Source organism: Pseudomonas sp. AM4(2022), assembly GCF_036346515.1.
In the GTDB taxonomy this organism is placed as follows: domain Bacteria; phylum Pseudomonadota; class Gammaproteobacteria; order Pseudomonadales; family Pseudomonadaceae; genus Aquipseudomonas; species Aquipseudomonas paracarnis.
The window spans coordinates 174,329-196,064 of record NZ_JAOTNW010000005.1 but is presented as its reverse complement, the minus strand read 5'-3'; the positions used below and the strand labels follow the sequence as shown (position 1 = coordinate 196,064).

Here is a 21,736-nt window from a genome sequence, read left to right as displayed (position 1 = left end):
TATAGGACTACGACTGGCAAAGTGCCTGGGGGTTTAACGCAACGGCGGATTTAGCCGAAAAAAGCGATTTTCCTGATCAACCCGACAATTTTCCCCATCGATGACGCACCATTGTTACCCAGGCTCGTGTCGAAAATACCCACATCGGTGCAAAGCCGCGGGCTTGAGAGGCTCGATCTAGAGCCTCCGGGGAGAACAATCAATTCTGTTGATTATTACCATTGTGTTTATGAACTTTTATATCGACTTATCAAGGGTAACATTAGCCCTGTACCCACTTTATCGCCCTCCCTAGGAGCAACCATCATGAAACGCCAATTACTCGCTACCGTTCTGTTATCTGTCCTGGCTTCCAGCGCTTTTGCCCTGCCAGCTGCCGAACAGGTCACCCCACAGAACAAAGCCCAAGCCGTGCAAACCAGCCAAACCGTGGCTCGCAGCGGTTCGCAAGAAGACGAAAACCGTGATTACGCCAAAGGCGCCGTGGCTGAAAATGGCTACAACCGCCTGCAAGAGAAAGGTCTGGTCGAAGGCGGTGCTGAACAAGCCAACAAACGCGCCTACACCGAAGGCGTTGCTGAAGGCGGTGCCGACCGTCTGCAAGAACTGCATCAAGCACAGAGCTAAGCCTGTGGTGGCCCAGAAAAAAGCCCGATCTGCCGATCGGGCTTTTGCTTTTATATAGACCGCGTCACGCCTCGCCCCTGCCAAGTTCGACGCCGGCAAAGCGCTTTTGCTAGAGTGCGTCGCTGTACTTGCCGACAAAGCTCATCCGCTCATGCTGCCCCGCGCCGAACAGAAGCAACTGACCCGCCTCGCCCTGATGGACGCAGCCCGCCATCTGATGGAGTGTGGCCGTGGGTTTGGCAGCCTGAGTTTGCGCGAAGTGGCCAAGACCGCGGGTATCGTGCCCACCGGTTTCTATCGCCATTTCGCCGATATGGACCAGCTTGGGCTGGTATTGGTCAGCGAGGTCGGCCAGACCTTTCGCGCCACGATCCGCCTGGTGCGCCACAACGAATTCGTGATGGGCGGCATCATTGATGCCTCGGTGCGCATCTTTCTCGATGTGGTTTCGGCTAACCGCTCTCAGTTCCTGTTCCTGGCTCGCGAACAGTACGGCGGCTGTCTGGCCGTGCGCCAAGCCATCGCCGCCCTGCGCGAAGACATCACCCGCGACCTGGCCGCCGACTTGACGTTGATGCCCAAGTTGCAGCACCTGGATGCGGAAGGTTTGCACGTGATGGCCGACCTGATCGTCAAGAGTGTGTTCGCCACCCTGCCCGATATCATCGACCCACCGCCCCACGCCTTGCCGGCCCATCTTACGCCCCAAGCGAAAATCACCCAGCAACTGCGCTTTATCTTTATCGGCCTCAAGCATTGGCAAGGGCTGGGCAGCACCGAATAAGCCAATCAACCCGCCGTGTGGAACCGTTTGGCGGTGGTGTAGTGCTTGTTCCAGTAGCTATTGCTCAATGAGTCGATACGGATGGTTTTACCGGTGCGCGGCGAATGGATGAATTTGCCTTGGCCAATGTAAAGCCCGACATGGCTGACCTGGCCGCGCCCGTTGCCTTTGAAAAACACCGCATCCCCAGGCTTCAACGCATTGCGCTTGATGGTCGCCGCCGATGAGCGGTGCATGGCCGTGGTGGTGCGCGGTATCTGGATATTGGCCTGGGTCTTGAACAGGTACACCAGGAAGCTGCTGCAATCGAAGCCCTGCTCCGCCGAGGTGCCGCCCCACTTGTAGGGCGTACCGAGCAACTCATGGGCGCGGTCGATCACGTCGTCGATGGAGGCGGGCTTGAGGCTTTGCAGCGACGAGCCGAAGCTGGCGCGGGGCTGAAAATTGGCCGATGCCGTTGAAATGAAGAAGGTCAGGCTGGCCAGGCATATACAGAAAATTGATCGAAGCATGATGAACGTCGCGGTGGTATTAAACAGGGCGCATAGCCTAAAGAACCCGCAGGTAATCTCATGAACTCCAAATCCTCATGATTCGTAGGACAAATCCTAAAAACCGCCTACAGAGAAAAAGATGAAAGAAATTTCATCAAGACAAGCGCCGCCATCAACGCAAAACGCCCTTCGCCGGTGCTATAAACCTCGCCACGCACCAAATTGATTCACGCACTGAATTATCCGACGCCCTATTGAGCAGCATGCCTGCCTGACTACAGGGAATTCCTACTCAATCCCGTGATTGGCAAGCCCCTTGCTCTAGGTCTTTCATCGCTCACAGCTGGAAGCTCTCTGATGCTGGTGATACACCGCCGAATCGCCCCCCAAGCCCTCTGGGCCGCCGAGTTGCTGCTCAATTTCGAAGCCCGCAGCAAAAGCCGCCTGCGCTGTTTCAGTGCCGACGGTGAAGACGTCGGCCTGTTTTTGGAGCGGGGCCAGCCGCCCTTGCACGATGGTGAATTCCTACAGGCAGAAGACGGACGCGTCGTACGGGTGTGCGCCCGTCCTGAACAACTGCTGCACGTCACCTGCCGCAACGCGTTCGAGTTGACCCGCGCCGCCTATCACCTGGGCAACCGCCATGTGGCGCTGCAAGTCGGTGACGGTTGGCTGCGCCTGCTTGATGACTACGTGCTCAAGGCCATGCTTGAACAGCTGGGTGCCGATGCACAGCCCATCGAAGCGCCGTTTCAACCCGAGCACGGCGCCTATGGCGGCGGCCATCATCATTCGCGCCATGGGGATGAAGACTTCAACTACGCCCCCAAGCTGCATCAGTTCGGCGTACGTCTATGAACCCAGCCTGGGCGCTTCTACGCCTGGCCAGTCCGCAACTGCCGATTGGCGGTTACAGCTATTCCCAGGGCCTGGAAATGGCGGTGGACAACGGCCGCGTGCAGGATGCCGCGAGCGCCCGACGTTGGATCAGTGACCAGTTGCTGCTCAACCTGGCGCGCTTCGAAGCGCCGCTGTTGCTTGCCCATTGCCGCGCAGCCATCGAGCAGGACTGGGCGCGACTGGCGCAGTTGTGCGACGAGCATCGCGCCAGCCGTGAAACACGCGAGCTGTATCAGGAAAGCCGCCAGATGGGCTACTCCCTGCAACAGCTGCTCAACGGCTTGCCGGAACTGGACATCAGCGCCCATGACTTTCTTGCACAACGCGACGAAGCGCACTTGGCCCTTGGCTGGGCCTTGGCCGCGCGCGCCTGGCACATCAGCCCCGACGACGCCCTCGCCGCCTGGCTGTGGAGCTGGCTGGAAAACCAATTGGCAGTGCTGATGAAAACCCTGCCACTGGGCCAGCAAGCGGCCCAGCGTCTAACCAGTGAACTGCTGCCGCTGCTGCAACAAGCCCAGCAGGATGCCGGGCGCATTAACCCTAACCATTTGGGCAGCGCTGCTTTTGGCCTGTCCCTGGCGTGCATGGCCCACGAGCGCCAGTACAGCCGCCTGTTCCGTTCCTGATTCTGGAGAAGCACATGAACACACAACCCCTGCGCGTCGGTATCGGCGGCCCGGTAGGCTCGGGCAAGACCGCCCTGACCCTGGCCCTGTGCCTGGCGCTGCGCGATCGCTACAACCTGGCGGTGGTGACCAACGACATCTACACCCGCGAAGACGCCGACTTCCTGGTGCGCAACCAGGCCCTGGCGCCGGAGCGCATCATCGGCGTGGAAACCGGTGGCTGCCCACACACGGCGATTCGCGAAGATGCCTCGATCAACCTGGAGGCCGTGGACCAACTCAACCGCCGTTTTCCGGGCCTGGACCTGATTCTGGTGGAGTCCGGCGGCGACAACCTGTCGGCCACCTTCAGCCCGGAACTGTCGGACCTGACCATCTATGTGATCGATGTGTCTGCGGGCGACAAGCTGCCGCGCAAGGGCGGGCCTGGCATTTGTAAATCCGACCTGCTGGTGATCAACAAAATCGACCTGGCCCCGCTGGTCGGCGCGTCGCTGGAACTGATGAACAGCGACACTCAACGCATGCGCAACGGCAAACCCTTTGTGTTCAGCAACCAGAAAACCGGGGTCGGCCTGGATGACATCGTCGCCTTCATCGAACGCCAGGGCCTGCTGACCGCCGCCTGATCAACCCATAAGGAACCTGTCCATGAGACTCAACAGACTTTTCGCCGCCGCCGCGCTGCTGCTCGCGCCTGCCCTGGCCTTCGCCCATCCGGGCCATGGCGACAATGGCCTGGTGGCCGGTATCAGCCACCCCCTGGGCGGCCTCGATCATTTGCTGGCCATGCTTGCGGTGGGCCTCTGGGCTGCCCAACAAAAAGGCACCGCGCGCTGGGCGCTGCCGTGCACCTTTGTCGGCACCATGCTGATCGGCGGCGTGCTGGGTTTTGAAGGGCTGCAACTACCGGCGCTGGAAAGCGGGATTGCCGCATCGGTGCTGGCCTTGGGCCTGGCGGTAGCGTTGGCGGTGCGGCCGCCGCTGTTCGTGGCCGTGGGCGCCACGGCCTTGTTTGCGCTGTTTCACGGCGTCGCCCATGGCCTGGAACTGCCGGACATGACCAGCCCTTGGGCGTATGCGGCTGGGTTTGTGGGGGCGACCGCGGCCTTGCATGCAGCCGGTTATGCAGTCGTGCGCTTTTTGCCAGCTGCTGCTGCACCCTTGGTGCGGGTGGCCGGGGCGGCTTCGGCGGCGACTGGGGTGTGGTTGCTGGCGGGTTGATTTGCAGCGCTGCTGAGGGCCTCTTCGCGAGCAAGCCCGCTCCCACATTTGGAATGCGTTCCAACTGTGGGAGCGGGCTTGCTCGCGAAAGCGGTAGCATAAACACCGCCGTTCCCAAGCCTGCTACCATGCGCGCCTACACCCCTGCCGTGACGACGCCAGCCAATGCCCATCGCTTCCCCCTCTTCCCTGACGCCTGTGCTCACGCACTTCCATGACCTGATCGTGCCCCTCTGGCAAGGCCCGGGCTGGAATGCCGACCTGGCATTGCCCTTTGAGGCCCTGGACGCCGACCACCAGCCACTGCCCCCACAGCGCTATCGCGCCATGGCCTGCGCCCGGCAGTTGTACCTGTTCGCCAGCCTGATCGGCGAGCCCGGCGCGGCTTTTGCCGAAGAACGTGCGGCGGCGCTGTTTCGCTCCCTGCAACGGCACTTCCATGATGCCGAACACGGTGGCTGGTTCTACAGCATCGACCCCGCCGGCCAGCCGCTGGACAAGCGCAAAGACCTCTACACCCACGCCTTCATTATTTTTGCCTGCGCCCATTACTGGGCGAAGGTGCGTGAGCCATTGGTAGAGTCGGTGCTCAACGCTGCCCTGGAAGTCGTCGCCCAACGCTTTGCCACCGGCGACGGTTTGTACGAAGCAGTACTGGAACGCAATTGGGCCTCCCTCAACTCAGGCCCCTTGCAAAACCCACTGATGCACCTGGCCGAAGGTTTCCTGGCCACCCTCGCGGTGCGTGAGGACGCCCAGGTGCAAGCGGCCCTGCTGGCACTGGCGACGGCCATGCAGCAACGCTTCATCGACCGCGAGCACGGCGTGATGATGGAGAAACCTTTGGGCGCTGTGGATAACTGGTTTGAGCCGGGGCACCAGTTCGAATGGTTCTTTTTGCTCGAGTCTTCAGCTGTGCTGCGCGGCACCGCGCTGCATGGCTCGCTGACACGGGCATTTGCCTATGCCGAGCAAAAGGGTGTGGATAAGTTAAGCGGTGCGGTCAGCGGCATGCTCGCGCTGGATGGCACGGTGCGCGACGGTACCCAACGGATCTGGGCACAGGCGGAGTACCTGCGGGCGCTGACCTTGCGGCCGGGTAGCGAAGCGGTGCTGCAGCGTCAGTTGCAGGCGTTGCAACAGCGCTTTTTGCATGCCAAGGGTTGGCATGAATGCCTGGATGCCGAGGGTAAGGTGAGCCGACGGGACATGCCTTCGACTACGCCTTATCATTTGGCGACTTGCTATCAGGGCTTGGTCCAGCATCTGGGCTGACCTGCAAGGCCCCATCGCAGGCAAGCCAGCTCCCACATTTTAATGTGCGAACACTATCAACTGTGGGAGCTGGCTTGCCTGCGATAGCCTCACCTCGGTCTAACAGACTTTAGGCAATCCACTTGCGGTCGCCTGTAAAACTGATCGTCAACCACCGCGCCGCATCCGCCGCCCCCAACTCTGTGGATATCTCTTCACGCAGCCCATCGAGGGTGGCAACGTTATCCACCGGGTAATCCGCTGGCAGCACCACATGAATCTCGATAAACCGTGCACGCCCGTGCTTCTGCACATAGGACACGTAGTCGTCGAAACCATGCTTGGCCTGCGCCGCGTCCATCACTTCGCGGACCTTGTCGTCCAAGTGATCCGGCGCGATGCCCAACACTTCGCGCAGCGCCGGGCGCAGGATCTTGAATGCCGGCGCCAGCATGCTCAGGGCCAGCAGGATCAGGATCAACGGGTCCACGTAGACCGCCCACTCGCCATAGCCCTGGGACTTGAGCAACAGTGCGGCCAGGAAGCTGATCAGCAAGCCCACCGACAGCATCGCGTCCACCAGCCAACTGATGTTGTCGAACTGGATCAATGACGATTTGAGTGTGCGATTGCGGTAGCGCACATAGAAGAAGTAGGCGAACTCCACGACGGTAAACACCGCCGCATAAATAATCACCAGCCCCAACTCGATTTCGCGCCCGCCATTGATAATGCCGAACACGCCATTGAGGAACGCGTAGATGGCAATCAGCAGCAGGAAGCTGCCTTCTATCAGCAGCACCATCGGCTCCAGGTGCCAATAGCCGAATTGGAAACGCTCGTTGCTTTTCTTGGCGATCAGCTTGGCCGTGATCAGCATCAACACCTTGATGGCGGTGGCGATCAGCGAGAAAAAGCCGTCGAACAGAATGGATTGGGCGCCGGATATCACACCCGTGACAATCCCGGCGATCGCGACTGCGAACATCAGGATAGTCGATTGTTTGAGCAGTGCCTGCTCACCTCGGTTACTCACATAGCCTCCTGTCAAAACCTTTAAACCGCTGGGTGCGGTGGGGTTCTCAGGCGGGCAGTGTACCTTATGTCCTGTTTTGGCCGATTTGACGCCATCTACTGTAGGAGCGAGCTTGCTCGCGAAAAACCTGAGCGCGCCGCGTGCATTCAGGATACCCGCGTCATCGTTAACGTTTTTCGCGAGCAAGCTCGCTCCTACAGTGTGTCGCGCAGGTGCTTAGCCCTTGGCCCCACGCTCAATCGCAAACCCGGCCCAGGTCTGGCTCACCGGCATCAGCTCCAGGCGGTTGATGTTCACGTGCGCCGGGGTGTTCATCACCCAGAAAATCGTATCGGCAATATCCTGCGGCTGGATCGGTTCGGCCCCTGCATAGGTGGCGTCGTAACGCGCCTGGTCACCGCCGAAGCGCACCAGGGAGAACTCGCTTTCACACAAGCCCGGCTCAATATTGGTCACGCGCACGCCGGTGCCTTGCAAGTCGCAGCGCAGGTTCAACGAGAACTGCTTCACGAACGCCTTGGAGCCGCCGTACACATGGCTGCCCGGGTACGGGTAGTTACCGGCGATGGAGCCCAGGTTGATAATCCCGGCACCGCGCCCATGGGCAATCAGGCGCGGCAACAGCAGGTTGGTGGTGGTCAGCAGGCCCTTGATGTTGGTGTCGACCATGGTTTCCCAATCGTCGAGGTCGCACTTGGGCGCAGGGTCGGTGCCCACGGCCAGGCCGGCATTGTTGATCAGGCCACGCAGCGTCGCGAACGAGGGCGGCAAGTTGGCGATGGCCTCCTCCATGCCTTTGCGGTCGCGCACATCCACCACCAGGCCATGCACTTCGGTCTGCTTGGAAAGCTCTTCGACCAAGGCATTCAAGCGCTCGGCACGACGACCGGTAAGCACCAGTTTCCAACCGGCCTCGGCAAAGCGACGGGCACAGGCTTCGCCGAAACCTGAAGTAGCGCCAGTGATAAACAGCGTGTCGGACATGGTGTTCTCCTTGCGGGCATCGGGAAAAAAACAGCCAGCAGAATGCCCTTACGCCGCGTTTGCGGCAACCGCTGTGCACACACACGCATGCTTGGCTGATCATTTTTTAATCAAACCACGCAAAGCCTTATAAACCGTAGCTTGCAGCCATATGCGCGCAGGTTATCCACAACTGCGCCCACAGTCTTTGGGGGCAAGTGCAAACGGCGCAAAGCCGCTGTGTACAAGGGTTGCAGGCGGTTTTATAAAGTTTTTTGCTTGACCTGGGCGAGCGCCTATGTAGCCGCTGACAAATGCAGAAAAACACAACGATGGCTCCAGGCCAGTCATTCCGGCCCCTGCGCGCGTCTTTCCAGAGTTTAGTCACAGACTTATCCACAGGCAGGAATGACTTATTTCATTCATATACCTGTGTCTTTAAACAGGTTGACAAACCCTTGAGGCGGTGGCGAAAAACACGCTGATCGAAAAACAACCAACACGCTACAAGCCACGTAGTTAAAGGCTTTCAGCCAGCTACTCCCACGTTACCCACAGCCGGTTCCACAGTGGATGGGGACAAGTCAAAACTGTGACAAAACAGGGATTTGCGGCGGCTATATGTCGCGCTTTTGAGGTCGGCTGGATTTGTTTTCCACAATTTGGTGGAGGGCGTGTTGACACCGCAAAAACAAATGTGGGAACCGGGCCTTGGGTGGGAGCTGGCTTGCCTGCGATGCAGCCACCTCGGTATGCCAGCTAAACCGAGGTGATGCTATCGCGGGCAAGCCCGGCTCCCACATAAGGCCCGGTTCCCACAGGGTTGATGCGCCTGGATCTTAGGTTAGTGGCCGCCCAGGTAGGCGTTACGCACGTCCTCGTTCACCAGCAACTCCTTGCCGGTCCCGGTCAGACGAATCTCACCATTGACCATCACATACGCGCGGTCCGACAGGCGCAGCGCATGGTTGGCGTTCTGCTCCACCAGGAAGATAGTCATACCGGTGGACGCCAGCTCGCGCAGGGTGGAGAAGATCTGCTTCACCACAATCGGCGCCAACCCCAGGCTTGGCTCATCGAGCAACAACAGCTTGGGCCGGCTCATCAGCGCACGGGCGATGGCGAGCATTTGCTGCTCGCCGCCGGACATGGTCATGGCCCGCTGGTTACGCCGCTCCTTGAGCCTGGGGAACAGCTCGAACATGCGTTGCATGTCCTCGCTGGCGAACTTGTCGCCAATGGGGATGGTGCCCATCAGCAGGTTTTCCTCGACGGTCATGTCGGGGAACACCCGCCGCCCTTCCGGCGACTGCGCAATGCCGTTGGAAGCGATGTAGTGGGACGACTTGTGGGTAATGTCGACGCCGTTGTACAGAATCTGCCCCGATTCGGCGCGAGGCTGGCCGAAGATCGACATCAGCAGCGTGGACTTTCCTGCGCCGTTGGAGCCGATCAGGCTGACGGTTTCGCCTTCGTTGATGTGCAGCGAGACTTTTTTCAGGGCCTGGATCGGGCCGTAGAACACGTCCAGGTCCTTCATTTCGAGGATGGGTCCGCTCATACCAGCTCCTCTTCGTCCGCGCCCAGGTAGGCAGCAATCACTTTCGGGTCGTTGCGGATCGCGTCGGGGCCGCCTTCGGCGATCACGTTGCCGTGGTCCAGCACCACAATGTGGTCGGAAATACTCATCACCATGCCCATGTCGTGTTCGATCAGCACCACCGTGAGGTCGTGTTCGTCGCGCAGCAGGCGAATCATCGCGCTGAGGGCTTCGGTTTCCTGAGGGTTGAGGCCCGCTGCCGGTTCGTCCAGGCAGATGATCTGCGGCCGCGTGCACATGGCGCGGGCGATTTCCAGACGGCGCTGCTGGCCGTAGGAGAGCTCGCCGGCCAGACGGTTGGCGCAGTCCACCAGGTCGACCACTTCCAGCCAGTAGAATGCGCAGTCCAGCGCATCGCTTTCGGCCTTGCGGTAGCCTTTGGTATTGAGGATGCCGGCAAGCATGTTGCGGTTGACCCACATGTGCTGGGCCACCAGCAGGTTTTCCAGCACCGACATTTCCTTGAACAGGCGAATGTTCTGAAAGGTGCGCGCCAGCCCGGCACGGTTCACCAGGTGGGTGCCGCCGAACATCTTGTAGTACACACGGCTGAGGAAGCTTTTGGGCGACACGAAGTCGGTGGCCTCAAAGCGCTCACCCAGCAACTGAATGACGTTGGTTTGCTTGCCCCGCACGTTGAGCTCGATCTTGCCGCCACTGGCTTTGTAGAAGCCGGTGAGGCAGTTGAACACCGTGGTCTTGCCGGCGCCGTTGGGGCCGATCAGGGCGAAGATCGAGTTGCGTTTGACCTGCAGGCTCACATCACTGAGGGCCTTGATGCCTCCGAAGTGCATCATCAGGTGTTCCACGGAGAGGACCACTTCCTTGCTCATGGCGCTACCCCCTTGCGTGGCGTCACACCGGTACGGCTGATCCGAATCAAGCCACGCGGTCTCCAGATCATCATCACCACCATCAACACGCCAAACAGCAGCACGCGATACTCGGAGAAGCTGCGCAGCAGTTCGGGCGCCACGGTCAGCACAAACGCGGCGATCACCACGCCGACCGTCGAGCCCATGCCGCCCAACACCACGATGGCGAGGATCAACGCCGACTCGAAGAAGGTAAACGACGATGGGTTGACGAAGCCCTGGTAGCTGGCAAAGAACACCCCGGCCAAACCTGCGGTTGAAGCGCCGATGGTGAAGGCCGAGAGTTTGACCAGCACATGGTTCAGGCCCATGGAACGGCAGGCGATTTCATCTTCGCGCAGGGCTTCCCAGGCGCGACCGACCGGCATGCGCGTCAGGCGATGCTTGATGTACAGCACGGCCAGCACCACCAGAAACAGCACGATGTAGATGAACATGAACTTGATGTTGGGGTTGTAATCGATGCCGAAGAACTCGTGAAACGGAATGCCGCCATCCTTTGCACGCTTGCCGAATTCAAGGCCCAGAAAGGTCGGCGAAGGCACCGGCATACCGTTGGGGCCGCCGGTGAATGACAGCCAGTTGTTGAGTACCAGGCGAATGATTTCCCCGAAGCCCAGGGTCACGATGGCCAGGTAGTCACCGTGCATTCGCAGCACCGGGAAGCCGAGTATGCACCCCGCCAGCGCCGCCGCGATGGCCGCCAGCGGCAGCACCGTCCAGAACCCCAGGCCCAGGTATTGATAACCCAGCGCCAGGCCGTAGGCACCAATGGCGTAGAAGGCCACGTAACCCAGGTCGAGCAGGCCCGCCAGGCCCACCACGATGTTCAGCCCCAGGCCGAGCAACACGTAGATCAGCCCCAGGATCACCACGGTGAGCAGGTACTTGTTGGCAAAGATCGGGAACACGATGGCGATCACGATCAGCGCCGGGATGATCCAGCGCAATCGCGACTTGTAGTCCGGTGGCAGCACGTGCACACCCGAGCCGCTGCTTTCGAAGCCCTGCAGAATCTTCACACCCTTTGGGGTTTGCAGAAACAGGCTGAGGGCAAAGCGTCCGGCCATCACAATGGCGACCAATGTGGCAACGCGCAGCGGCTCCAGGTTGAAGCTGTAGCCGTCGAGCACCACGCCGACGATAGGCCCGAACACGATCAGCGAAATCAGCCCGGCGAGGACCGTATCGACCACACTTTTCTTGATATCAATGGATTTGGCAGCAGACATGTTTACACCTTCGCCACGAGTGGGCGACCAAGCAGGCCCTGGGGACGGAAAATCAGAATCACCACCAGCAGGGAGAAACTGAACACGTCTTTGTAGTCAGAGTTGATCAACCCCGAGAACAACGACTCGGAGATACCGAGAATGATCCCGCCCAGCATCGCCCCAGGCAGAGAGCCGATGCCGCCGAGTACCGCCGCGGTAAACGCCTTGATGCCGATGATGAAGCCGGCATAGAAGTCGAAGGTGCCGTAGTTGAGGGTGATGAGCACGCCGGCCAGGGCGGCCATGGCGGCACCGATGACAAACACGTAGGAGATCACCCGGTCGGTGTTGATGCCCAGAATCGAGGCCATCTTGCGGTCTTGCTGGGTGGCACGGCACATACGGCCCAGCTTGGTGTATTTGATGATGTAGGTGAGCAAGGCCATGCCGGCAAAAGCGGCGACCAGGATGAACACCTTGGTGTAGGTCAGTTGTACAAACCCGGTGCCGATATCGACACGCCAGGCGCCGGCCAGCAGGGTGGGAATGCCTTGTTGCTTGGCGCCCTGGGCGATCTGCGCGTAGTTCTGCAGGATAAGCGAGATACCGATGGCGCTGATCAGCGGAGCCAGGCGGGTGGAGTTACGCAACGGTTTGTAGGCGACACGCTCAATCACCCAACCGTACACGCCGGTGACGACTACGGTGAAGATCAAGGTACCGAGAATGAGCAGCGGGAAGGATTCGATGCCGAAGTAAGCCAGCAGTGCCAGACTGATCGCCGCGAGGTAAGCGGAAATCATATAAACCTCGCCGTGGGCGAAGTTGATCATGCCAATGATGCCATAGACCATTGTGTAGCCGATGGCGATCAGGCCATAGACCGACCCGAGGGTCAGGCCGTTGACCAGTTGCTGCAGGAAAATACCATCCATAACGCAATCTCACGCGGTGAGCACCTGCACACCGGTGGGGTGTGCGGCGCTTCTGGAGGAAAAAACAGGTTTGTTGCAATAGAGCAGGCAACCAGGCCCTCTGTGGGAGCTGGCTTGCCTGCGATATCGGTTTCACATTCAACACAGGTGTTGGTATTGAGGCCGTCATCGCGGGCAAGCCCGGCTCCCAAAGAGATCGAGGTGTTCAAGCCGTCGCGTTATTACTTCTGCTTTTCCAACTGATGGTATTTGCCGTCTTTGTCCCACTGGTAAACCACGTAGTCAGAGACTTTCAGGTCGCCCTTGGCATCCCAGGCTTTTTCGCCCATGACGGTTTTAACCGGGTTGGCCTTGAGCCACTTGGCAGCGTCTTCGCCCTTGTTGGACTTGGCACCGTTGAAGCCGGCGGCCAGGGCCTGGATCGAGGCGTAGGCGTACAGGGTGTAGCCTTCAGGCTCGGTGCCGTTCTTGCGGAACTCTTCCACCACGGTCTTGCTGTCTGGCAGCAGGCGTGGGTCGGCGCCGAAGGTCATGTATACGCCATCGACGTACTGGGCGCCGCCGGCGGTGGCTACCAGTTCGTCGGTGACCACACCGTCATCGGACATGAACTTGACGTCTTTCAAGCCCGCTTCACGGATCTGGCGCACCAATGGGCCGGCTTCCGGATGCAAGCCGCCGAAGTACACGACGTCGGCGCCCAGGGAACGGATCTTGGTGACCAGGGCGCTGAAGTCTTTCTCGCCTCGGGTCAGGCCCTCTTCCAGCACCGGCTTGACGCCGCGCTTGGTCAGTTGGGCTGCGGTGGCGTCGGCCAAGCCTTTGCCGTAGGTGTCCTTGTCGTTGATCACCGCGACTTTCTTGCCCTTGAGCACATCGACGATATAGTCGCCGGCGACGATGCCTTGCTGGTCGTCACGCCCGCACATACGGAACATGGCGCCCAGGCCGCGTTCGGTCACTTGTGGGTTGGTGGAACCTGGGGTGATGGCGATGATGCCCGCTTCATCGTAAACCTCCGACGCCGGGATGGTATTGGATGAGCAGAAGTGCCCGACCACACCGATCACCTTGTCCTGGTCGGCCAGACGGTTGGCCACGGCTACGGCCTGCTTGGGTTCGCAGGCGTCATCGCCCGCCACGAGCTTGATCTGCTCGCCGTTAATGCCGCCGGCCTTGTTGATAACGTCGGCTGCCGCCTGGGCACCCTTCATGTACTGCTCACCGAAAGCGGCGTTGGCACCCGTCATCGGGCCTGCCACACCAATTTTCACATCAGCTTGAACAAACGTAGAAACACCCAGCGCCGCAGCAACGGCGAGGGCCAGAAAACCTTTCTTGTAAAACGTCTGGGACATGAGTGGTGCTCCGATATTTTTGATTTTTGGCACGACAACTTGCATTCAAACTTTTCACTGAAAGCTCAGAGCAAGCCGCGTGCCATTACTTTTTTATTCTTCAAAAAGACACGGTGTCATTGTTATTACAGGCGTTTCGACGCCTTTTGCCAGGACGTGCAACCGTCTAGCGTCTATAGGTGCAACCAACGCTCCAAAAAAGTACAACCCTGGGAGGTCGCACCTGCAACCACAGGCATAAACGACAGCTCCTACAGCTGTAACAATGTGCGTAACGGAACTGCACATTTACAGTGCGTGATTGCTACGACTTGCACCAATACAGATGGGTAGCCTGCTAAGAAAACGCAGGCTTTTGAGGGGTATTTCGCTGATCAAATCACGATCCTCAGGCATTGCCCGGCGTGATAGAGCGAGAAGCCGGCTTCATACAGGCAACTGCGCAGGCCCACAGCGGCCAGAGGTTGCATAGGGGCAAAAGGGATCGGCAAGGCTTGGGGGTCCTGGTGACACAGGTAGTCGGCAAACGCCTTGCCCACCACGCTGCCGGTGGTCACGCCGCGCCCGTTATAGCCGGTGACCGCCACCAGGCCGGGGGCCGGTTCGAACAGGCGCATCAAGTGGTCCGGGGTGAACGCGATGCAGCCGGTCCAGGTGTATTCCCATTGCACCGGTTTGAGGTACGGGAAGTAGTGTTGCTGCACCCGATCGGCCCACGCCTTGAGGAACCACGCCGGTTTCTGGTTGCCGTTACCCAGGCTGCCCAGCAACAGGCGCCCATCGGCATCGCGGCGAATGCTGCTCAGGACCTGGCGCGTGTCCCAGGAGCCCTGGCCGCCGGGGAGGATTTGCCGGGCGGCGTCATCAGTCAGGGGCGCCGAGGCCACCTGGTAGTAATAGCCGGGGAAGAAGTTACGCCGCAGCTCGGTCCATTCGCCTTCGGTGTAGGCATTGGAGGCGATCACCACCTGCGCGGCCTCTACCGCGCCCTCGGCGGTCTGCACCGACCAATCGGCGCCTTGGCGCTCAAGCTGGGTGACCGGCGAATGATCGAACAGTTGCCCGCCCAGCCCAACGGCGGCATTCGCCAACCCAGTGGTGTAGGCCATGGGGTTCAAGGTGCCGGCGCGCCGATCCAGCAACGCGGCGGCGATTTTCCGGGTGCCGGTGGCGCGCTCGCAGGCCTGGCCGGTGAGTAACTCAACCGGTGCGCCGCGGCGTTTCCACTGCTGCTCACGGCTGCGCAAGTCCGCCTCGCCACGGGCGTTGTGCGCCATGTGCAAGGTGCCTTCACGGCGCAATTGGCAGTCGATGTTGTATTTGTCGATCAGGCTGAACACCAGGGACGGCGCCGCGCCCAACATGCGGTTGAGCTGGCTGCCCACCGCCGTGCCGAAACCGGCCTCGATCTCGTCCGGTGGAATCCACAGGCCGGCGTTGACCAGCCCGACGTTGCGCCCCGAACCGCCGTGACCGGTGCGATGGGCCTCCAGTACGGCGACGCTTTTACCCTGTTCCAGCAAATGAATAGCCGCCGACAAACCGGTGATGCCGGCGCCGATCACGCACACATCCACCTTGACCGCGCCCTTGAGCGCGGCTCGGTCGGGGCGGCCTGGGGTGAGGTGTTCCCATAAACATGTTTCGCGCAGTGCCATTGCCAGACTCCGATGAGACCTAACAAACAACTCAATTCAGTTTCGACTTGGTAATCCAATCAAATGTGGGAGCGGCCTTGCTCGCGAATTCAGTGTGTCAGTCAACAGATTTACAGCTGATCCACCGCATTCGCGAGCAAGCCCGCTCCCACATTTTCAACCGCGTTTCGACAGTGGTTTAGTCGAAGGTAATGCCTTGTGCCAACGGCAGTTCCAGCGAGTAGTTCACGGTATTGGTCTGCCGGCGCATATACCCGCGCCACGCATCCGAGCCCGATTCACGCCCGCCGCCGGTCTCTTTTTCACCCCCGAACGCGCCACCGATCTCCGCGCCGCTCGGGCCGATGTTGACGTTGGCAATACCGCAGTCGCTGCCCACCGCCGACATGAACTGCTCGGCTTCACGCACGTCGGTAGTGAAGATGCAGGACGACAAGCCTTGCGGCACGGCGTTGTTCAGGCGCAGGGCTTCGGCGAAGTCGGTGTAACCGACCACGTAAAGAATCGGCGCGAAGGTTTCGCTGCACACCACGTCGCTTTGCTCAGGCATCTCCACGATGGCCGGCGATACGTAGTAGGCGTTGGGGAATTTTTCTTGCAACTGGCGCTTGCCGCCGAACACCTTGCCGCCTTCGCTCAAGGCTTGCTCAAGGGCATCCTGCATGTTGTCGAAACTGTGCTTGTCGATCAGCGGGCCAATCAGGTTGCCTTCCAGGGGGTGGCCGATGCGCACTTTGGAATAGGCGGCCTTGAGGCGGGTGACGATTTCTTCCTTGACCGACTCATGGGCGATCAGCCGGCGCAGGGTGGTGCAGCGTTGTCCGGCGGTGCCCACCGCGCTGAACAGGATGGCGCGCACGGCCATGTCCAGGTCGGCGCTTGGGCCGAGGATCATCGCGTTATTGCCGCCCAGTTCCAGGATGCTGCGGGCGAAACGCGCGGCGACTTTGGGTGCCACTTCGCGGCCCATGCGCGTGCTGCCGGTGGCGCTGATCAGGGCGACGCGCGGGTCGTCTACCAGCGCAGCGCCGGCGTCGCGGCCGCCGATGATCACTTGGCTGAGGTACTCGGGGGCACCGTCGAATTTTTTCAGTACGCGCTCGAACAAGGCCTGGCAGGCCAGTGCGGTGAGCGGGGTCTTTTCCGACGGTTTCCAGATCACCGCGTTGCCGCACACCAGGGCCAGCGCGGTGTTCCACGCCCATACTGCCACGGGGAAGTTAAAGGCGCTGATCACACCGACCACGCCCAGCGGGTGCCAGGTTTCACGCATATGGTGCCCGGGGCGCTCGGAGGCGATGGTCAAGCCGTACAACTGGCGCGACAGGCCGACGGCGAAGTCGCAGATGTCGATCATTTCCTGCACTTCACCCAAGCCTTCCTGGGTGATCTTGCCGGCTTCCCAGGAAACAAGTTCGCCCAGGTCGGCCTTGTACTCGCGCAATACGTCGCCGAACTGGCGCACCAGCTCGCCACGCCGCGGCGCCGGCACCTTGCGCCAGGCTTCGAATGCATGCTCGGCGCGACTGACCTGCTGCTCCACCTCGGCGGCACCTTCCCAATGGACACTGCCGATACGGCTGCCATCAATCGGTGAATGCACGGGTTGTTTCCCAGCCTGGTACAGCGCCGGGTTTACCCCGAGACGATCAAGCAATGCGGCAACCATGGGTCACTCCTTCAAATCTGCGTAGAAAAATCGCGCCGCTGCTTGCACGGCGATCCTGAGCCTATTTGTAGCTGGCCCAAGACTTGCCAACAAACGACGATTAGGCGAGATATCATTCCCTTTATTCATGCAAGAATAAAAAGAGGCATGCCGTGCTGAACAGAAGACATTTGCCCTCGATCACCGCCCTGCAGTGTTTCGAAGCGGCCACCCGCCACCTGAGCTTCACCCGCGCGGCCGAAGAACTGAACCTCACCCAAAGCGCGGTGAGCAAACAGGTGGCGCAGCTGGAAGAGCTGTTGCAGCACCTGCTGTTCCGCCGCGTGCGCCGCCGCTTGCAGATGACCCCGGCGGGCGACCTGTACCTGGTGGAAGTGCGCAAGATCCTCACACAAGTGGAAATGTCCACCCACTACCTGCGCTCCTACGGCGGCGAAACCGAAGTGCTGCGCGTGTCCACGCCCTACACTTTTGGCGCACGCTGGCTGGTACCGCGCCTCAAGGGTTGGCGTTTGCGTCACCCGCAGATCCACCTGGACCTGTGCAACGAACAGGCCCCGGACGAATTACTGCAAGGCAAGGCCGACATGGCGTTTTACTTCGGCCAGGGCGCACGCCCTGGCACCGAGAGCCTGAAGCTGTTCAGTGAAGAGCTGGTACCGGTCTGTTCGCCCGACAGCCTGCCTGCCCAGCCCTTCACCGACCCCACGCAACTGAGCGACCTGGTGCTGCTGCAAAACGCCTCGCGGCCCCAGGGCTGGCATGACTGGTTCGCCAGCCAGGGTTTCCATACAGAGCACAGTTACCATGGGCCGCGGTTCGACACGTTCTATATGTGCATTCGGGCCGCGCAGGTGGGTTGTGGCGTGGCGCTGTTGCCGCGCTTTCTGGTGGAAGAGGAATTGGCCGAGGGCAAGCTGGTGATTCCCTGGCAACATGCGATGCCGAGCCAGGATGCTTACTACCTGGCGTATCCTGAGCATTCGGCGGAGGTGCCCAAGGTGCGTGAATTTGTGAAGTGGATGATGGAGCAGGTTATTTAGTGCCTGACATATCGCTTTCGCGAGCAAGCCCGCTCCCACATTTGAAGTGCATTCCAAGTGTGGGAGCGGGCTTGCTCGCGAAAGCGCCAGTGGCCTTGGCAAAAAAATCACTGGCAATCCCCCACAGGTCTATGCGCCACTAGCCCCCTTCCTCAATTGTGCGTAAAGGCCGGCCTCCATCGCCGACCCGTCTGGAGATTCCCGTTATGAGCGAGAGTGTGTTTGCCGATCGCATCGTGCAGAACCTGCTCGACACCGACTTCTACAAGCTGACCATGATGCAGGCGGTGCTGCACAACTATCCGAACGTGGAAGTTGAATGGGAGTTTCGTTGCCGTAACAGTGAAGACCTGCGCCCTTACCTGGCGGAGATCCGCTACCAGATCGAGCGCCTCGCCGAGCTGAGCCTGAGCCCCGATCAACTGGGGTTCCTGGAACGCATCAGCTTTATGAAACCGGATTTTCTGCGCTTCCTCGGGCTGTTTCGCTTCAACCTGCGGTATGTGCAAACCGGCATAGAGAATGGCGAGTTGTTTATCCGCCTGCGCGGGCCGTGGCTGCATGTGATCCTGTTTGAAGTGCCAATGCTGGCCATCGTCAGCGAGGTGCGTAACCGCTACCGCTACCAGACCGTGATCCTTGAACAGGCCCGCGAGCAGCTGTATCGCAAGTTCGACTGGCTGACCGCCAACGCCAGCAGCGACGAGCTGTCGGAGCTGCAAGTAGCGGACTTCGGTACGCGCCGGCGTTTTTCCTACCGGGTGCAAGAAGAAGTGGTCAGCGTGCTCAAGCACGATTTCCCTGGCCGCTTTGTTGGCACCAGCAACGTGCACCTGGCCCGTGAGTTCGATATGAAGCCGCTGGGCACCATGGCCCATGAATGGATCATGGCCCACCAGCAACTCGGCCCGCGCCTGATCGACAGCCAGATCGCCGCCCTTGATTGCTGGGTGCGCGAGTACCGGGGCCTGCTGGGTATCGCCCTCACCGATTGCATCACCACTGACGCGTTCCTCGGCGACTTCGACCTGTACTTCGCCAAGCTCTTCGACGGCTTGCGCCATGACTCCGGTGACCCGATCCAGTGGGCGGAAAAAGCCATCGCTCACTACCACAAGCTGGGCATCGAACCGATGAGCAAGACCCTGGTGTTCTCCGACAGTCTGACATTGCCCAAGGCCTTGGAAATATTCCGGGCGTTGCGCGGTCGCATTAATGTGAGCTTTGGCATCGGCACCAACCTGACCTGTGATATTCCAGGGGTGGAACCGATGAGCATCGTGCTTAAAATGACCGCCTGCAATGGCCAGCCCGTCGCGAAAATCTCCGATGAAGCGGGCAAGACCCATTGCACCGACCCGAATTTTGTCGCCTATTTGCGTCACGTTTTCAAAGTACCTGCCTTATCCAGCAAGGAGTGAATCATGCAAGCCGTACAGCGTGAGATTGCGCAACAGCTCAAGGTGCAAGCCCCGTTCAAGGACCAGGCCGCACTCGAAGCCGAGGTTGCCCGGCGCGTGGCCTTTATCCAGGACTGCCTGCGCAATTCCGGGCTCAAGACCCTGGTGCTCGGCATCAGTGGCGGTGTCGACTCCCTGACCGCAGGCCTGTTGGCCCAACGTGCGATGCAGGAGCTGCGCGCCAGCACCGGCGATGAGGCTTATCGGTTTATTGCCGTGCGCCTGCCCTACGAAACCCAGTTCGACGAACACGACGCCCAGGCTTCGGTGGACTTTATCGAGCCGGACGAGCGCCACACCGTGAACATCGGCCCGGCAGTGAAGGCCCTGGCTAATGAAGTGGCGGCGTTTGAAGGCAAGGCGGCGGTGTCCCGCGATTTCGTGCTGGGCAACACCAAGGCGCGCATGCGCATGGTGGCCCAGTACACCATCGCCGGCGCGGCGGGCGGCCTGGTGATCGGCACCGACCATGCGGCGGAAGCGGTGATGGGCTTTTTCACCAAGTTCGGTGACGGCGCCTGTGACTTGGCGCCGTTGAGCGGGCTGGTGAAGCATCAGGTGCGAGCCATTGCCCGCCACTTTGGTGCGCCGGAATCGCTGGTGGAGAAGGTGCCGACCGCTGACCTCGAAGACCTGTCGCCGGGCAAGCCGGACGAGGCGTCACATGGAGTGACCTATACCGAGATCGATGCGTTCCTGCAGGGTGAACCGGTGCGTGAAGAGGCGTTCAGGATTATCTGCGATACCTATCGCAAGACTGAGCACAAGCGGGTGATGCCGTTTGCGCCTTGAGGTGAACCCGATCGTTTTGCATTGATTGTTAGATCGCCTTCGCGAGCAAGCCCGCTCCCACAGTTGACCGAGTTCCAACATGAGAATGCGGTCGAATGTGGGAGCGGGCTTGCTCGCGAAGAACGGTAACGCGGTCTTACTTCAGAACCACAGCACCTTTCATCATCGAGATGTGGCCTGGGAACGAGCAGAAGAAGCTGTACTTCTCATCGGCCTTCAGCTTGGAGACGTCGAAGGTCACCGAGTCTTTCTCGCCGGCACCGATGATCTTGGTGTGGGCGATGATGCGCTCATCACCGGCTTTCAGGTAATCCTTGTCGATCCCCGCAGCCATGCCGTCGGTTGCCACCGGTTGCATATTGGCTTCGGTAGTCAGCACCCAGTTATGGCCCATCACGTTTTTCGGCAGGTTGCCCGAGTGAGTCAGCTCAACGGTGAACTGCTTGCAGCTCTTGTCGATGGTGATTTCTTTGGTGTTGAAAGACATCTGGTCAGTAGAGTCGACAGTGACCTTGCACTCTGCAGCAAGCAACTGGCCGCTCGCCAGAGTCAGCAGGGAAACAGCAACGAGTTTGGCAAACATGTGAATCTCCAAGGCAGAATTTTAAAAACGCGGATTGCGGTAAGGGTGCCTCAATCAGGCTTGAGTTCTTATGATCTGAATCAACAGATTGTATACAACTTTAGGCTATCAGCTTCATCAACACAATCAACCAGCCAAACTGCCGCACCCTGATTATGATCGGCCCATCACTCACGGGAGTTCATGCCATGCACCTCAATCACCTGTTCAACGGCCTCCTGGCTGCCTACGCCTGCGGTAAGTGAAAGCAAAGGGCCCCCTGAAGCTGCTACCATGACGACCCGAGGCAGCTGCGCGCCGCCCACCCTCACCTTCGACCCTAGAGGATCGCCCATGGCCAAACCTAATTACTCCTTCGCCAAACGTCAGAGAGACTTGGCCAAGGAACAGAAGAAAGAGGAAAAGCTGCAACGCAAGAAAGCCGCTGCAGACGAAGAAGCCGGCGTGCTGAACCCGGATGCGGAAGGTGAAGCAGCAACTGACGAGACCGAAACCCCGAAAGCCCCAGCTGAATGATCGTTCCCACGCTCCGCGTGGGAATGCAGCCCCGGACGCTCCGCGTCCCGCACCAGGCTTGAAGCCAGCGCAAGGGTGACGCAGAGCGTCACAGCGGGCATTCCCACGCAGAGCGTGGGAAT

The 21,736-nt window shown here is 60.0% G+C and carries 22 protein-coding genes; 11 read left to right on the top strand and 11 right to left on the bottom strand.

Annotation, left to right across the window (positions count from 1 at the left end):
* Positions 1 to 306: 306 nt before the first annotated feature.
* Both ODQ19_RS09240 and ODQ19_RS09235 read left to right on the top strand, forming a co-directional pair.
* The gene (locus tag ODQ19_RS09240; protein ID WP_116666796.1) at positions 307 to 627 is read left to right on the top strand and encodes a hypothetical protein; all 321 of its coding nucleotides are present in this window, start codon (positions 307 to 309) and stop codon (positions 625 to 627) included.
* A gap of 151 nt (positions 628 to 778) precedes the next feature.
* Positions 779 to 1,411 (top strand): TetR family transcriptional regulator, encoded by a 633-nt coding sequence (locus tag ODQ19_RS09235; protein WP_330209853.1) that lies wholly within the window; start codon positions 779 to 781, stop codon positions 1,409 to 1,411.
* Positions 1,412 to 1,416: 5 nt separating this feature from the next.
* Here the strand turns inward: ODQ19_RS09235 and ODQ19_RS09230 are convergent, their stop codons facing one another.
* Entirely contained in the window at positions 1,417 to 1,923 is a 507-nt protein-coding gene (locus tag ODQ19_RS09230) for a C40 family peptidase (protein WP_116666794.1), read from the bottom strand.
* Positions 1,924 to 2,262: 339 nt separating this feature from the next.
* On the opposite strand from ODQ19_RS09230, the gene ureE reads away from it, so the two are divergent.
* The 5 genes from ureE to ODQ19_RS09205 all read left to right on the top strand — a co-directional run bounded on the left by ureE (position 2,263) and on the right by ODQ19_RS09205 (position 5,933).
* On the top strand, positions 2,263 to 2,763 hold the full coding sequence (gene ureE / locus ODQ19_RS09225) for an urease accessory protein UreE (protein WP_330209852.1): 501 nt from the start codon (positions 2,263 to 2,265) through the stop codon (positions 2,761 to 2,763).
* The gene (locus ODQ19_RS09220; protein ID WP_330209851.1) at positions 2,760 to 3,434 is read left to right on the top strand and encodes an urease accessory protein UreF; all 675 of its coding nucleotides are present in this window, start codon (positions 2,760 to 2,762) and stop codon (positions 3,432 to 3,434) included. The genes ureE and ODQ19_RS09220 overlap by 4 nt, the downstream gene beginning before the upstream one ends.
* 14 nt (positions 3,435 to 3,448) lie before the next feature.
* On the top strand, positions 3,449 to 4,063 hold the full coding sequence (ureG, locus tag ODQ19_RS09215; RefSeq protein ID WP_003188109.1) for an urease accessory protein UreG: 615 nt from the start codon (positions 3,449 to 3,451) through the stop codon (positions 4,061 to 4,063).
* A gap of 22 nt (positions 4,064 to 4,085) precedes the next feature.
* Positions 4,086 to 4,658 (top strand): HupE/UreJ family protein, encoded by a 573-nt coding sequence (locus tag ODQ19_RS09210; protein WP_116666791.1) that lies wholly within the window; start codon positions 4,086 to 4,088, stop codon positions 4,656 to 4,658.
* A gap of 165 nt (positions 4,659 to 4,823) precedes the next feature.
* Positions 4,824 to 5,933, top strand: coding sequence for an AGE family epimerase/isomerase (locus ODQ19_RS09205; RefSeq protein ID WP_116666790.1), 1,110 nt, complete (start codon positions 4,824 to 4,826; stop codon positions 5,931 to 5,933).
* 109 nt (positions 5,934 to 6,042) lie between these two features.
* Here ODQ19_RS09205 and ODQ19_RS09200 read toward each other — a convergent pair whose 3' ends face one another.
* From ODQ19_RS09200 to amaB, 9 genes are all read right to left on the bottom strand, one after another.
* Positions 6,043 to 6,948, bottom strand: a complete 906-nt coding sequence (locus ODQ19_RS09200; protein ID WP_330209912.1) for a cation diffusion facilitator family transporter — start codon at positions 6,946 to 6,948, stop codon at positions 6,043 to 6,045.
* Positions 6,949 to 7,164: 216 nt separating this feature from the next.
* Complete coding sequence (locus ODQ19_RS09190; protein WP_003188104.1) at positions 7,165 to 7,932, bottom strand: SDR family oxidoreductase; 768 nt, start codon at positions 7,930 to 7,932, stop codon at positions 7,165 to 7,167.
* A gap of 823 nt (positions 7,933 to 8,755) precedes the next feature.
* A complete protein-coding gene (locus ODQ19_RS09185) occupies positions 8,756 to 9,472 on the bottom strand; it encodes an ABC transporter ATP-binding protein (protein WP_330209850.1) in 717 nt (238 codons plus the stop codon).
* The gene (locus tag ODQ19_RS09180; protein ID WP_003188102.1) at positions 9,469 to 10,344 is read right to left on the bottom strand and encodes an ABC transporter ATP-binding protein; all 876 of its coding nucleotides are present in this window, start codon (positions 10,342 to 10,344) and stop codon (positions 9,469 to 9,471) included. The genes ODQ19_RS09185 and ODQ19_RS09180 overlap by 4 nt, the downstream gene beginning before the upstream one ends.
* A complete protein-coding gene (gene livM, locus ODQ19_RS09175; protein WP_005784284.1) occupies positions 10,341 to 11,618 on the bottom strand; it encodes a high-affinity branched-chain amino acid ABC transporter permease LivM in 1,278 nt (425 codons plus the stop codon). The genes ODQ19_RS09180 and livM overlap by 4 nt, the downstream gene beginning before the upstream one ends.
* A gap of 2 nt (positions 11,619 to 11,620) precedes the next feature.
* Positions 11,621 to 12,535 carry an ABC transporter permease subunit gene (locus tag ODQ19_RS09170; protein WP_003188099.1) on the bottom strand — a complete coding sequence of 305 codons (915 nt, stop codon included), beginning with the start codon at positions 12,533 to 12,535 and terminating at the stop codon, positions 11,621 to 11,623.
* Positions 12,536 to 12,756: 221 nt separating this feature from the next.
* The gene (locus ODQ19_RS09165; protein WP_005784282.1) at positions 12,757 to 13,893 is read right to left on the bottom strand and encodes a branched-chain amino acid ABC transporter substrate-binding protein; all 1,137 of its coding nucleotides are present in this window, start codon (positions 13,891 to 13,893) and stop codon (positions 12,757 to 12,759) included.
* 374 nt (positions 13,894 to 14,267) lie between these two features.
* On the bottom strand, positions 14,268 to 15,551 hold the full coding sequence (gene amaA / locus ODQ19_RS09160; protein WP_330209849.1) for an L-pipecolate oxidase: 1,284 nt from the start codon (positions 15,549 to 15,551) through the stop codon (positions 14,268 to 14,270).
* Positions 15,552 to 15,729: 178 nt separating this feature from the next.
* On the bottom strand, positions 15,730 to 17,220 hold the full coding sequence (gene amaB, locus ODQ19_RS09155) for an L-piperidine-6-carboxylate dehydrogenase (RefSeq protein WP_330209848.1): 1,491 nt from the start codon (positions 17,218 to 17,220) through the stop codon (positions 15,730 to 15,732).
* Positions 17,221 to 17,372: 152 nt separating this feature from the next.
* On the opposite strand from amaB, the gene ODQ19_RS09150 reads away from it, so the two are divergent.
* The 3 genes from ODQ19_RS09150 to nadE all read left to right on the top strand — a co-directional run bounded on the left by ODQ19_RS09150 (position 17,373) and on the right by nadE (position 20,515).
* Positions 17,373 to 18,263 (top strand): LysR family transcriptional regulator, encoded by an 891-nt coding sequence (locus ODQ19_RS09150; RefSeq protein ID WP_330209847.1) that lies wholly within the window; start codon positions 17,373 to 17,375, stop codon positions 18,261 to 18,263.
* Positions 18,264 to 18,469: 206 nt separating this feature from the next.
* Complete coding sequence (gene pncB / locus ODQ19_RS09145) at positions 18,470 to 19,684, top strand: nicotinate phosphoribosyltransferase (protein WP_003188094.1); 1,215 nt, start codon at positions 18,470 to 18,472, stop codon at positions 19,682 to 19,684.
* Positions 19,685 to 19,687: 3 nt separating this feature from the next.
* Positions 19,688 to 20,515 carry an ammonia-dependent NAD(+) synthetase gene (gene nadE, locus ODQ19_RS09140; RefSeq protein ID WP_330209846.1) on the top strand — a complete coding sequence of 276 codons (828 nt, stop codon included), beginning with the start codon at positions 19,688 to 19,690 and terminating at the stop codon, positions 20,513 to 20,515.
* 136 nt (positions 20,516 to 20,651) lie between these two features.
* On the opposite strand, the gene azu is transcribed toward nadE, so the two are convergent.
* On the bottom strand, positions 20,652 to 21,098 hold the full coding sequence (gene azu, locus ODQ19_RS09135; RefSeq protein ID WP_003188091.1) for an azurin: 447 nt from the start codon (positions 21,096 to 21,098) through the stop codon (positions 20,652 to 20,654).
* Positions 21,099 to 21,431: 333 nt separating this feature from the next.
* Here azu and ODQ19_RS09130 point away from each other — a divergent pair, with 333 nt between their 5' ends.
* Positions 21,432 to 21,614: a hypothetical protein gene (locus tag ODQ19_RS09130; protein WP_330209845.1), complete on the top strand. Its 183-nt coding sequence runs from the start codon at positions 21,432 to 21,434 to the stop codon at positions 21,612 to 21,614.
* Positions 21,615 to 21,736: the final 122 nt, after the last annotated feature.